The organism is Micromonospora sp. RP3T (assembly GCF_003027925.1).
GTDB lineage: Bacteria > Actinomycetota > Actinomycetes > Mycobacteriales > Micromonosporaceae > Micromonospora.
This window is the reverse complement of the sequence record NZ_PYPS01000005.1, coordinates 1-12,541: the sequence shown is the minus strand read 5'-3', so window position 1 is coordinate 12,541 and position 12,541 is coordinate 1. Positions and strand designations below refer to the sequence as shown.

8 protein-coding genes and 1 pseudogene are annotated in these 12,541 nt (G+C 74.3%); 1 reads left to right on the top strand and 8 read right to left on the bottom strand.

Features of this window, described 5'->3' with window-relative positions:
• Positions 1-35 precede the first annotated feature (35 nt).
• From C8054_RS05720 to C8054_RS05695, 6 genes are all read right to left on the bottom strand, one after another.
• Positions 36-3,245, bottom strand: a complete 3,210-nt coding sequence (locus C8054_RS05720; protein WP_107155673.1) for an Rne/Rng family ribonuclease — start codon at positions 3,243-3,245, stop codon at positions 36-38.
• A 130-nt stretch (positions 3,246-3,375) separates the two neighbouring features.
• Complete coding sequence (locus C8054_RS05715) at positions 3,376-4,191, bottom strand: TIGR03936 family radical SAM-associated protein (RefSeq protein ID WP_255562955.1); 816 nt, start codon at positions 4,189-4,191, stop codon at positions 3,376-3,378.
• 62 nt (positions 4,192-4,253) lie between these two features.
• Positions 4,254-5,495: a type VII secretion-associated serine protease mycosin gene (gene mycP / locus C8054_RS05710; protein ID WP_107155672.1), complete on the bottom strand. Its 1,242-nt coding sequence runs from the start codon at positions 5,493-5,495 to the stop codon at positions 4,254-4,256.
• A 10-nt stretch (positions 5,496-5,505) separates the two neighbouring features.
• Positions 5,506-6,936: a hypothetical protein gene (locus tag C8054_RS05705; protein WP_107155671.1), complete on the bottom strand. Its 1,431-nt coding sequence runs from the start codon at positions 6,934-6,936 to the stop codon at positions 5,506-5,508.
• Between the two features lie 13 nt (positions 6,937-6,949).
• The gene (locus C8054_RS05700) at positions 6,950-7,387 is read right to left on the bottom strand and encodes a hypothetical protein (protein WP_107155670.1); all 438 of its coding nucleotides are present in this window, start codon (positions 7,385-7,387) and stop codon (positions 6,950-6,952) included.
• Positions 7,388-7,553: 166 nt separating this feature from the next.
• Positions 7,554-9,539 (bottom strand): TIGR03960 family B12-binding radical SAM protein, encoded by a 1,986-nt coding sequence (locus C8054_RS05695; protein WP_107155669.1) that lies wholly within the window; start codon positions 9,537-9,539, stop codon positions 7,554-7,556.
• A gap of 209 nt (positions 9,540-9,748) precedes the next feature.
• Here C8054_RS05695 and C8054_RS32545 point away from each other — a divergent pair, with 209 nt between their 5' ends.
• The gene (locus C8054_RS32545) at positions 9,749-11,578 is read left to right on the top strand and encodes a hypothetical protein (RefSeq protein WP_107155668.1); all 1,830 of its coding nucleotides are present in this window, start codon (positions 9,749-9,751) and stop codon (positions 11,576-11,578) included.
• A gap of 13 nt (positions 11,579-11,591) precedes the next feature.
• Here the strand turns inward: C8054_RS32545 and C8054_RS05685 are convergent, their stop codons facing one another.
• Together C8054_RS05685 and C8054_RS05680 are read right to left on the bottom strand one after the other, a co-directional pair.
• On the bottom strand, positions 11,592-12,284 hold the full coding sequence (locus C8054_RS05685; RefSeq protein WP_107155667.1) for a 1-acyl-sn-glycerol-3-phosphate acyltransferase: 693 nt from the start codon (positions 12,282-12,284) through the stop codon (positions 11,592-11,594).
• A 143-nt stretch (positions 12,285-12,427) separates the two neighbouring features.
• Positions 12,428-12,541 (bottom strand): annotated as a pseudogene (locus C8054_RS05680) (IS5/IS1182 family transposase); the annotation flags it as partial.

Genomic DNA, 12,541 nt, shown 5'->3' with positions numbered 1-12,541 from the left:
CAGGGGCCCTGTCAAACGCCACGCAGGTCAGCGGCTCACGGCCGGGTACGCCGCCGGGCGCCGCCACGGCGGGACCGCCGCCGCGACGAGCCGCCGTCGGCGCCCTCGTCGTCGCTGTCGCCGTCGCCGATCGCGTCCGGGTCGTCAGCGGCGGCGAGTCGGGCCGAGTCGCCCTCCTGGCTGTCCGCGACCGCCGGGGCGGCCGGCGTCTCGGTCTCGAACCGGGACAGGTCGTAGCCCTGGGTGTCGTAGTAGTCGTCGGCGGACTCGGCCACCTCGACGACGGTGCGCTCCGGCGCGACGGCGGCCGGCGGCTCCGCCGCGGCCTCCCCGGCGGGCTTCTCCGCAGCGGCCTTGCGACCCCGGCGACGGCTCTTCTCCTCGACCGGCGCGACCGCCGAGGCGACCGCCTTGACCTTCTCCCCCGCGCCACCGGCACGCGGCTTTTCCGGCACCGGCTCGGTGTGGATCACCACGCCCCGGCCCTTGCAGCACTCGCAGGTCTCGCTGAACGCCTCCAGCAGGCCCGCGCCGATCCGCTTGCGGGTCATCTGCACCAGGCCCAGCGAGGTGATCTCGGTGACCTGGTGCTTGGTGCGGTCCCGGCCCAGACACTCGGTGAGCCGGCGCAGCACCAGCTCCCGGTTCGACTCCAGCACCATGTCGATGAAGTCGATCACCACGATGCCGCCGAGGTCGCGCAGCCGCAACTGGCGCACGATCTCCTCGGCCGCCTCCAGGTTGTTACGGGTGACCGTCTCCTCCAGGTTTCCGCCGGAGCCGGTGTACTTGCCGGTGTTGACGTCGACGACGGTCATCGCCTCGGTCCGGTCGATCACCAGCGACCCGCCGGAGGGCAGGAAGACCTTCCGGTCCAGCCCCTTGAGGATCTGCTCGTCGATCCGGTACTCGGCGAACACGTCGGTGACGCCGGCGTGCCGGCGCAGCCGCGCCACCAGGTCCGGCGAGACGTGCGACAGGTACGACTCGACCACGTCGTACGCCGACTCACCCTCGATGACCAGCTCGCGGAAGTCCTCGTTGAAGAGGTCCCGGACCACCCGGATGACCAGGTCCGGCTCCTCGTAGAGCAGCACCGGGGCACCGCCGGAGGTGGCCTTGGCCTGGATGTCGTCCCACTGCGCCTGGAGCCGCTTGACGTCCCGGGCCAGCTCGTCCTCGCTGGCGCCCTCCGCCGCGGTCCGGACGATCACCCCGGCGCCGTCCGGCACCAACTTCTTGAGGATGTCCCGCAGCCGCTTGCGCTCGGTGTCCGGCAGCTTGCGGCTGATTCCGGAGGCGTTGCCGTTGGGCACGTAGACCAGGTGCCGGCCGGAGAGCGCGACGTGGCTGGTGAGCCGCGCGCCCTTGTGCCCGATCGGGTCCTTGGTGACCTGCACCAGCACCGGGTCGCCGGAGCGCAGCGCCTGCTCGATCGAGCGGGCCCGGCCCTCCAGGCCGGTGGCGTCCCAGTTGACCTCGCCGGCGTACAGGACGGCGTTGCGCCCGCGCCCGATGTCGACGAAGGCCGCCTCCATGCTCGGCAGGACGTTCTGCACCTTGCCGAGGTAGACGTTGCCGGCCATGGTGCCGGACGAGTTGCGGGTCACGTAGTGCTCGACCAGCACGCCGTCCTCGAGCACCGCGATCTGGGTACGGTCGCCACGCTGGCGCACCACCATCGTCCGGTCGACCGCCTCGCGGCGGGCCAGGAACTCCGACTCGCTCAGGATCGGCGGCCGGGTACGCCGCTGCTCGCGGCCGTCCCGGCGGCGCTGCCGCTTGGCCTCCAGCCGGGTCGACCCGGAGACGCCCTGCACCTCGTCGACCGCCTTGCGCGGCTCACGGATCTTGACGACGGTGGGCACGCCGTCCTCGGTGGTGGTCTCCGCCTCACCCGCGCCCCGGCGACGACGCCGACGGCGACGACGGGTCATCCCGTCGCCCTCGGCCTCCTCGTCGCTCTCCTCGGCCTCCGCCTCGGCCGGCTCCGCCGTACCGGTCTCGTCCTCGTCGGCCTCGTCGGCGCCACCCTTGCCCCGGCCACGGCCCCGGCGACCACGGCGGCGGCGACGACGACCCTCGGCGGTGTCGTCGTCGTCCTCGGCGTCGGCGGACTCGTCCGCCTCGGCGGCCGGCTCCTCCTCCTCGAAAACCTCGGCCTCGACCTCGGCCGCCACCGGCTCGGCCTCCCGCCGGCCGCGACGGCGACGGCGGCCGGTCTCGACCGGCTCCTCCGCCGCCTCCTCGACGGCCGGGTAGGTGACCCGGACCTCCGGGGCCTCCTCGGGCTGCGGGGGCATGAACAGGACGGTGGGCGCGGAGAGCGCCGCGCGACGCCGGCGGCCGGTGACCGGCCGCTCCTCGGCCGCCGGCTCGTCCGCCACACCCGGCACCGCGGCACCGGTCGACACCACGCCGGTGGCGTCCGCCGGCCCGCCGGCCCGGGCCAGGTCGACCTCGTCGGTACGCCGGGACGCGCGCCGCCCGCCGGCACGCGACCGCGCACCGCCCTCGGCAGCGGCCTCACCGGTACGCGACCGTGCGCCACCCTCGGCCGCGGCCTCGCTTCCGCTACCGGACCGCGCGTCGCCCTCGCCCGAGGTGGGCTCGTCCACGGGCTCCTCGTCGACCGCGTCCTCGTCGGGGTCGAGCGGGGCCCGACCCTCGGCGATCTCGCCCGTACCGCCCGGAACCGAGACCGGTCCGTCGACCACGGCACCACCCGACAGACCGGCGACCTCGGCAGACGGGCCGCCGGGCGCCTCGGTCGACGCGACCGTCCGGTCGGCGGCCTCGGCGGGCGCCTCGGTCGGCGACTCGGCGGCCGGCATCGGCTCGGCGGCGGGCGGGGTGGCCTTGCGGCGGCGGGTCCGGGTGACCTTGACCGGCGGCACCACCTCGTCCGAGGTGGCCTGCACCTCGGCGGCGGCCACCGGCTCCTCGACCGCCTTCGCCGGGGTCGCCTTCCGGCGCCGGCGGGTGGTCTTCGGCGCGGCCTCCAACTCACCGGCCACCGGCGCGAACACCTCGGCCTGCGGCGACTCGCCGCTGCCGGTGGCCGCGGCGGACGCCTCGACCGGCGCGTCGGTCTGCTCCGGCTGGTTGAGCGGCGCGACCTTGCGGCGGCTGGCCCGCTTGCGGGGCGGCGGCTTCACCTCGGCGACGCCGTCGGTGCTGGTGGCGGTCGCGTCGGCCGGCTCGGCGCCGGTCCGTTCGCCGCCCTCGGGCTCGTTCTCGAGCATGGACGTTCTCCAGTTCTGGCTGCCCCGGGCGCGGTTGAGCGCTGCCACGCAGGGTTGCCGCAAAGGTGTTTCCGCCGGGCGCGCAGGTGCGCGACCGCCGAAGTCTGCCTGCCAGAGCGCTGACCGTCGGTCAGTGCCCTCCGATGGCTGCCCCGTCGCGATCCGCGTCCAACGGATCGACGATCTCGCCCTGCGCGGTCAGCGTGCCCTGCGCCAGCCGGATCACCTTCGGGGTGACCGGCGGCTCCAGGTCCGCCACCACGCGGAGGCCGGAAAGGACGTCATCGGGTCGCACGGACGGGGTGACCTGCCGCACGACCAGTTCGAGTATCGCACACGGTACGGTCGCCGCTCCGGAAGGCGTCTCAGCCGGCACCGGCGCATCGATGGCGATCACGGCGGCGCGGGCGTCGAACGTCCGCCGGCCCTGCTTGGTCATCCGCTCGACCTGGATCTCCTCGGCGGCGGTGAAGGCCGCCACGGCGGCCCGGAGCACGTCCGGATCGACCTCGGGCAGCTCGATCCGCCAGTACGACGCCTCGATCCGGTCGGCCAGGCTGCCGCCGGACGCCTCGACCGCGTCGAGCACGTCGAGCCCGGGCGAGAGCGCGGCGTCCAGAGCGGCCCGGAGGCGCTCCGGGTCGACCGGCTCACGCAGGCCGATCTCCAGGTACTCGGCCTCGCTGGCCACGCCGGTCGGCGCCGCGGAGGCGTACGAGATCTTGGGGTGCGGGGTAAAGCCCTGGGAGAACGCGATCGGCACGCCGGCGCGGCGCAACGCGCGCTCGAAGGCCCGGGCGAAGTCCCGGTGCGAGGTGAACCGCAGCGGTCCACGCTTGGCGTACCGGATGCGGACCCGCTGGACGACGGGCGCCTGGCCGCCCTCGGGTTGAGGCTTTCTGGCGATCGTGAACTCCTCGGCTGTGCCTGCGCGTGTCCGTCCCATCCTGGCGCAGCCCGCACCGCCTCCCACACCCGCCCCCACCACTCTCTCCGCGGTGGGGTGGGTCAGGGGCGGCGGTCGCCGGCCGCGGTGGGGCCGCCCAGCCGGTCGAGCGCGTCGTCCGGGAGGTGCGCCACCCGGGCCAGCTCACGTCGGTGCCGGCGCCGGTTCCAGATCAGGAACACCACGAGCGCCAGCAGCACCACCAGGGCCACCGCGATGCCGATGCCGATCACCAGCACCTGCTGGTCGGTGGGGCCACCGCGGTCGCCGTACCTCGTCACGTCGAAGTCGTCGTCCTCGGCCGCCCGCGGCGCGGCAGCGCTCGGCGCGGCCGGGTCGAGCAGCGGGTTCGCCGAGACCGACGGCACGTCCGCGGTGAGCGCCGCCACCGGGTCGATCCGGCCGAAGCCGAACTGCGGGTCCCGGCCCGACGGGCCGGCGTCCCGGGCGGTGCGGATGATCCGGTTGATCACGTCGGGCGCGGAGAGCTGCGGGTACTTCGAACGGATCAACGCCGCGACGCCGGAGACGATGGCGCTGGAGTCGGAGGTGCCGTCACCCCAGCCGTAGCCGTGGTCGCGGCCGGCGTTGTAGATCCCGTCCGCCGGCGCGGCGACGACCGCCTCCGGGCCCTGGGCGGAGCCGGACCAGAAGCCGCCGCCCCGGGTGGTGCCGGTCACCGCGATCACGCCGGGGATCCGGGCCGGCGAGGCGATGTCCACGTCGCCCGCCTTGCGGTTGCCGCCGGCGGCGACCACGACGACGTCGCGCGCCAGCGCGTACCGGATCGCCTCCTCCTCGTCCGGGTCGGGCGCGCCGGCCCGGCCGAAGGAGAGGTTGAGCACCGTCGCGCCACCGTCGACCGCCATCCGGATGCCCAGGGCGGACGCGCCGTCGGGCACGGTTCCGGGGCCGGGCTCCTGCTTGATGGGCAGGATCCGGGCGTCCGGCGCGATGCCGTCCACGCCGTCGCCGACGTTCGCCGCCGAGATGATGCCGGCCATGTGCGTGCCGTGACCGTCCGGGTCCTCCCGGCCGTCGCCCCGGGCGCCGTAGCTGCGGTCGCCGGGCAGCACGCGCCCGCGCAGCGCAGGATGGGTGGCGTCGACGCCGGTGTCCACCACGCCGACCACCACCCCGCGTCCGGTGGAGATCCGACGTGCCTGGTCGATGCGCAGTTCGTCCAGATACCACTGCTCGGCCCGGCGCGGCGCGGCCGGCACCGGCTGGGCCGCGCCCAGCACCATCAGGCCGGCCAGCAGTCCCGCCGCCACCGGCCGGAGCGCGGCGACGTGCACCCTCATCCGTCCGCCCTCATCGCAGAACGCCCGGGGACGCACTGTCACCGGCACCCCACGGATCGTCGTCCTCAGTCAACCACGACGAGTGCTCGGCACCGCCCCCGCCGTGCCCGGCGCCGCCGGGCCCGCCCATCATCCCGCCGCCCATCATGCCCCCACCGCCACCCGCGCCGGTCGCGTTGCGGAGCGCGCTGGCGGCGCTGGTCAGCGGCGGGATCCTGCCGTTGCCGCCACCGACCAGGCCGGGCAGCGCACCCACGCCTGGTCCGCCGGCCGCGCCGAGACCACCGCCGCCGAGACCACCACCGGCGCCCAGCCCGGCGCCGCCGCCGCCGAACCCACCACCACCGCCGGCGGTGCCCAGGCCACCGCCGCCACCGCCGAACGCACTGCCCGGACCGCCGGTCGTGATCGTCCCCGGCCCGCCCGCGCCGGCCAGGCCGGTGCCGTAGTCGTGGTCACCCGAGCCCGGGTAGCCGCCACCGGTGACCGACGGGACGTACGACCCGCCGCCGCTCTGGCCGCCGCCGAGATCGACGCCGCCCGTGGTGGGCGGCGGTGAGAACGAACCGCCACCGTACGAGCCACCGCCGCCACCGCCGATGCCGGCGCTGCCCAGCGAGGGCGCCTTGCCGCCCCCGCCACCGCCACCGCCGGGCAACCCGGTGTCGGGCACACCGGACGGCGGGACGCGGTTGTCGGGCGTGTAGCCGTCACGCGCGTCGTTGGCCGAGGGCTGGGGCACGACCAGCTTCGGGCGTTCGGTCTCCACCGCGGCCGGCAGCGGCGACATCGCCCGGTTGGCCGCCTCCTGGTTGTCCCGGTACCAGTTGTCCAGGTGCGACTTGGTGTCCCACCAGCCGCCACGCTTCTGGTCGTCGGCGTTGCCGTCGACCCTCATCGTCGCCTCGAGGTCGTCGGCCTTGTCGCGGAACGCGCCGTCGGCGTAGAGCGACTGGTTCTGCTGGTAGTCACTGCGCAGCGAGGCCAGGAAGCCGGACTGGCTCTCGCCGTCGCGGGCGTCGTCGAGCTCGGTGCCGCCGGGCAGGCTCCACTCGTTCCAGCCGAAGTCGTCCATCAGCGGGATCGGGATGCTGGCCACCGCCGTGCGGATGTCGCCCTCGATCCGCGACAGCGCGCCGCTGACGTCGCTGGCGTGGGTGATCAGCTCCTCGATGTCCTTGCCGATGCCGCCCAGGTGCTCGCGGTACGCGTCACCGCCGCTGCCCGTCCAGCCGGCCAGCAGCCCGGGGAGACCGCCGCTGTGCGGGCGTTCCTGACCGGACGCGATCGGGCCGACGAACGAGCGCCCGACAAGCGCGTCGCGCAGGTGGCCGAGCCCGGCGGAGAGGTTGTTCCAGCCGACGCCGACCGACCCGACCGTCTCCGGATCCGCGGCGAGCGTCACCTCCCGGACGCAGCGCTCCCAGGTGCCTCCAGCCATGCTCGCCTCTCCCTCAGGCCGGGTACGGGTACGTGGGCTGCTGCCCCGCCTCGGGCGGCGGCGCCGCGGACTCCAGCAGCCGCTCGATCTGCTTGCCGTTGGCGGCGTTGCGGGCCTCGGCGTCGCGGAACGCCTTCGCGATGTCCTCGGTGCCCTTCTTCAGCCCGGCCAGCTTGCTGGAGATGGCCTTGAGATGGGCCTCCATGTTGGCCGTCGACCGGGTCAGCGCCGCCCACTGCATCCGCGCGTCCTCGTACGCGCCGAACGGCGTGCCGTTGGGCACCGCCTGGGCGTTGTTGCTGTCGCCCTTCATCCGCTCCTTGATGCGTTCCATCTCGTAGCCGATGGTGTCGTCGACGTACTGCTTGAGGCGCTCGACGTAGTCGGCGGCGGCGTCCAGGTCCTCGACGCTGACGTGCAGGTCGCCGGTGTCCGGCGGCGTGATGCCCATGCTGCTGTCCTCCCCCGCTACCGGCCCGGGCCGGTCCACTACGGACGCAGCGTATCGAGGAGGACCAGCCGGGGCAGCCCCGCCCCGACCACCCGACGGTCGACACGTGACACGACGGAGCGCGGGCCCCGAGGGGTTCCCGCGCTCCGTCACACGTCGGTGCGGCTCAGCCCTGGGCCGCCGTGGGCAACCGCATCCCGCCGACCGGCGTCAGCGGCAGCAGCTTGCGCCCGGTCGGGCCGATCTGGATCTCGGTGTCCATGGACGGGCACACGCCGCAGTCGAAGCAGGGCGTCCAGCGGCAGTCGTCCTGCTCGTACTCGGACAGCGAGTCCTGCCAGTCCTGCCAGAGCCAGTCCTTGTCCAGGCCGGAGTCGAGGTGGTCCCAGGGCAGGACCTCCAACTCCTCGCGCTCCCGGGTGGTGTACCAGTCGAGGTCCACCCCGAACGCCGGCAGCGTCTCGGCCGCCGCGTCCACCCAGCGCTGGTACGAGAAGTGCTCGCTCCAGCCGTCGAACCGGCCGCCGTTCTCCCAGACCCTGCGGATCACCGCGCCGACCCGGCGGTCGCCCCGGGACAGCAGGCCCTCGATCAGCGACGGCTCGCCGTCGTGGTAGCGGAAACCGATCGCCCGGCCCAGCGAACGGTCACTGTTGATCGCCTGCTTGAGCAGCTTGAGCCGGCCGTCGATGACCTCGGGCGTGGACATCGAGGCCCACTGGAACGGGGTGTGCGGCTTCGGTACGAACCCGCCGATGGAGACCGTGCAGCGGATGTCCTTGGACCCGGTGGCCGCCCGGCCGGCCCGGATCACCTCGTGCGCCATGTCGGCGATCTCCAGGACGTCCTCGTCCGTCTCGGTGGGCAGGCCGCACATGAAGTAGAGCTTCACCTGCCGCCAGCCGTTGGTGTACGCGGTGACCACGGTGCGGATGAGGTCTTCCTTCGACACCATCTTGTTGATCACCTTGCGGATCCGCTCCGACCCGCCCTCGGGGGCGAAGGTCAGGCCGGTCCGCCGCCCGTTGCGGGACAGCTCCTGGGCGAGGTCGATGTTGAACGCGTCCACCCGGGTCGACGGCAGCGACAGCGAGACGTTGGTGCCGGCGTACTGCTCGGCCAGACCGGAGCACATGTCACCGATCTCGGAGTGGTCGGCCGACGACAGCGACAGCAGGCCCACCTCGTGGAAGCCGGAGAACTCCAGCCCCTGCTGCACCATCTGGCCGACAGTGGTGATCGAACGCTCCCGCACCGGGCGGGTGATCATCCCGGCCTGGCAGAACCGGCAGCCCCGGGTGCAGCCCCGGAAGATCTCCACCGCGTACCGCTCGTGGACCGTCTCGGCGAGCGGGACCAGCGGCTTCTTCGGGTACGGCCACGCGTCCAGATCCATGGTGGTGCGCTTGTGCACCCGGAACGGCACGTCCGGACGGTTCGGCACGACCCGCTGGATCCGGCCGTCGGGCAGGTAGTCGACGTCGTAGAAGCGCGGCACGTAGACGCTCTCGGTGCGGGCCAGCCGCAGCAACAGCTCGTCCCGGCCACCCGGTGAGCCCTCGGCCTTCCACTCCCGGACGATGGCGGTGATCTCCAGCACCGCCTCCTCACCGTCGCCGAGCACCGCGGCGTCGACGAAGTCGGCGATCGGCTCCGGGTTGAACGCGGCGTGCCCACCGGCCACGATCACCGGGTCGGCGTCGGTGCGGTCGGCGGCGAGCAGCGGAATGCCGGCGAGGTCGATCGCGGTGAGCAGGTTGGTGTAGCCCAGCTCGGTGGAGAACGAGACGCCGAACACGTCGAAGTCACGGACCGCGCGGTGCGCGTCGACGGTGAACTGCGGGACGCCGTGGGCGCGCATCAGCGCCTCCAGGTCCGGCCAGACCGCGTACGTGCGCTCGGCGAGCACGTCGGGCAGCTCGTTGAGCACCTCGTAGAGGATCTGCACGCCCTGGTTGGGCAGCCCCACCTCGTAGGCGTCCGGGTACATCAGCGCCCAGCGGACGGTCGCCGCGTCCCAGTCCTTCACCACCGCGCCCAACTCGCCCCCGACGTACTGGATGGGCTTGGTCACCTGGGGCAGCAGCGGCTCCAGCCGGGGCCACACGGAATTGGCCGCGACCGGGCGCGGCGTCGTCGACGGGGCACTCATGATGCCCAAGGATACGCGGTCCCCCACCCCGCCCTCCCCCACCGGCACCGTTCCCCCGGCCCCTCCCCGTGATCAAGGAGTTGGCGCGCGAATCCGGACCCGGCCGACGTGAACTCCTTGATCATCGGGCTGGTGGGCGGAGGCGGGGATTCGTCGGGGGTGGCGGGGCGGTACTAACCTCGCAACGGGCGCGAGAGGAGATTGCCGCGATGTCGCAGCCGCAGCCGGAGGCGGGCCGGCCGGCCGACGGGGCCGACGGGCCAGCCGTCACCGAGCCGCCGACCGCCGTACCGACGCCGGCCGGCGCCGAGGCCACCAACCCGCCGTCCCCACCCGACGCGCCGGAGACCGACGCGTCGGAGACCCGGGTGCCGGAGACCGACGCGTCGGAGACCCGGGTGCCGGAGACCGGGGTGCCGCGGGTGGCGGCATCCGACGAGGCCCTCACCGACGAGGCCGGGGAGCCGGTCACCGCGGGAGCCACCCCGCAGGTCCTCGACCCGTCGGACGCCTCGACGCCGTCGGAGGCATCGAGCGCCTCGGCAACCTCGGACGCCTCGGCCGACAACGACGCCGTCGGAACCAGCGCCGTCGGGACCGAGGCGGAACGCGACGCGCAGCCGACCACCGACACCAGCGCCGACGCCACCCCGGCCGTGCCGGCCGTACCGGCCGGCCGTGCCCGCGGCTCCGCGGCCGTGCCCGGCCGCGCCACCCCACCGCCCCCCACCCGGGTCGAGAACGGGCGGCATCCCACCCGGGTCGAGAGTGCGCCGGACGCCGTCCGCATGGAGACCGGGCCGAACGCCACCCGCATCGAGACCGGGCCGAACGCCACCCGCATCGAGACCGGGCCGAACGCGACCCGGGTCGAGAACGGGCTGGACGCCGCCCGCATGGAGACCGGCCCGAACGCCACCCGGGTCGAGAACGGGCCACCGCCGACCCGCGTCGAGCCGCCCGCGCCGCGCTGGAGCGGCTCCGCCGCGGTTCCGCCCCCGCCGCCGCGCCGGCGCGGCTGGGGCGAGTCGGCGGAGCCCACCCCGGTACCGCCGGTCGCCTCCCCCGAGCACGCCACCCCTGTCGATCCGTGGGCGGGCGTGGACACCACCGGCTGGGACCTCCACTCGGCCGATCTGCCGGCCCTGCCGGCGCCACCGGCGACCATGCCGTACACCGCGCCCTGGCCGGCGCACCCGGCGCCGCACCCCGCGCCGCCGCCGGTGTCACCGCCGGCGCCCGCCCCGCCGTACCCGGGGCCGCCGGCAGCCCGGCCGGTCTCGCCACCCGCGCACACGCCGCCGTACCCGGCGTCACCCGCCGCCCGCCCGGTGTCACCGCCGGCGTACACCCCGCCGCCGGCCCCGGTGGTCGCCCCCCGGGCGCCGAAGCAGGCCCGGCCGCCGAAGCAGCGCCGGGGCGGGACTCCGCCGCCGGTCGCGCCGCCGCCCGGGTGGCAGGCGCCCAAGGGGTACGCGCCGCGACGCAGGCGGCGCCGCTGGCCCTGGGTGCTGCTGCTCTCCGTGGCCTGCTGCTGCGGCGTCCCGCTGTGGTGGGTCCAGCCGCTGTCCAGCCAGTATCCGGCCAGCGCCAGCCTCCCGGACCAGCTCGACTCGATGCAGTTGCGTCAGGACGAGCGCAGCCGGGCCGCCGCCGAGGAGTTGAAGAGCCAGGTACGCCAGGCGGACCTGCTCGCCGAGGACACGTTCGCCGGCATCTACGCCACCGACGACGGCAAGCGGGTGACCCTCTTCGGCAGCACCGGCTTCCGGTTGACCCCGGAGTCCGACGCCGAGGCCGAGCTGAAGCGCCTGGCCGGCGACTACGCCCTGCAGGCCTCGGTCAGCGTGGACACCGGTGTGCGGGGCCGGTACGAGCGCTGCGCGGTCGGTCGGACGGACGGCGACGCGGTGGTGGTGTGCACGTCGGTCGACTACGGCAGCCTGACCACTGGCGTGTTCACCAGGCTGTCGGTGGACGACAGCGGCCGGCTGCTCAACGAGCTTCGGGAGCAGGTGGTGCTCCCGAAGAAGTCCTGACCCGGAGGCCGGGTCAGGCGGGCGACTCGCCCGGCGTCTGCTCGGCGCGCTTCGGCGCGTAGCGCGGGACGTACTCCTGGCCGGTGAGCTTCTGGATCTCGGTCATCAGCTCGTCGGTCATGGTCCGCAGCGACGTCCGGTCGTCGGGCCGGCCGGTGAAGTCCAGCGGCTTGCCGAACTTGATGGTGATCTTGGCGCGACCGGGGCGGGGCACCCGCGTCCCGATCGGCTGGGCCTTGTCGGTGCCGGTGACGCCGACCGGGATGATCGGCACGCCGGCGGCCACCGCCAGCCGGGCCGCACCGGTGCGCCCGCGGTAGAGGCGCCCGTCCGGCGAGCGGGTGCCCTCCGGATACACCGCGACCAGGTCACCGGCCTGGAGCACCGGGATGGCCGCGTCGAACGCGGACAGCGCCGCCCGACCGCCGGCCCGCTCGACCGGGATCGCGCCCAGCCCGGTGAGCACGAACTTGGAGAAGCCGCCCTTCACCCCGGTGCCGTTGAAGTACTCCGACTTGGCCCAGAAGGCCAGGTGACGGGGCACCACGGTGCCGAGCAGCAGCTCGTCGGCGACGGAGAGGTGGTTGCCCGCGAAGATCGCACCGCCGGTCGCCGGGATGTGCTCCAACCCCTCCACGTGCGGACGGAAGGCCAACCGGAGCGTGGGCGCCACGGTGAGCTTGCCGATGGTGTAGAGCAGGGGCACGGGTCCTCCGGCGGTCGTACGCGGAACAGGCGCTGTCACGGTAGCCGACGCCGCCACCCCCGGCCGAGCGGGTGGCGGGCAGTCCACCCGCCGGGGCGTTGGTTAAGCGGGGGCCCTTCCTATACCGAATGCGTTAAGAACTCCTAACTCTGGGGGCGTTGGAGTTGGCGCCAGCAGATGAGGGAGCAGGCGAGGCTGAGGAAGGCTTCGTGGATGTCGTCGCGGATTTCCCAGCGGATGCGTAGGCGGCGGAACCA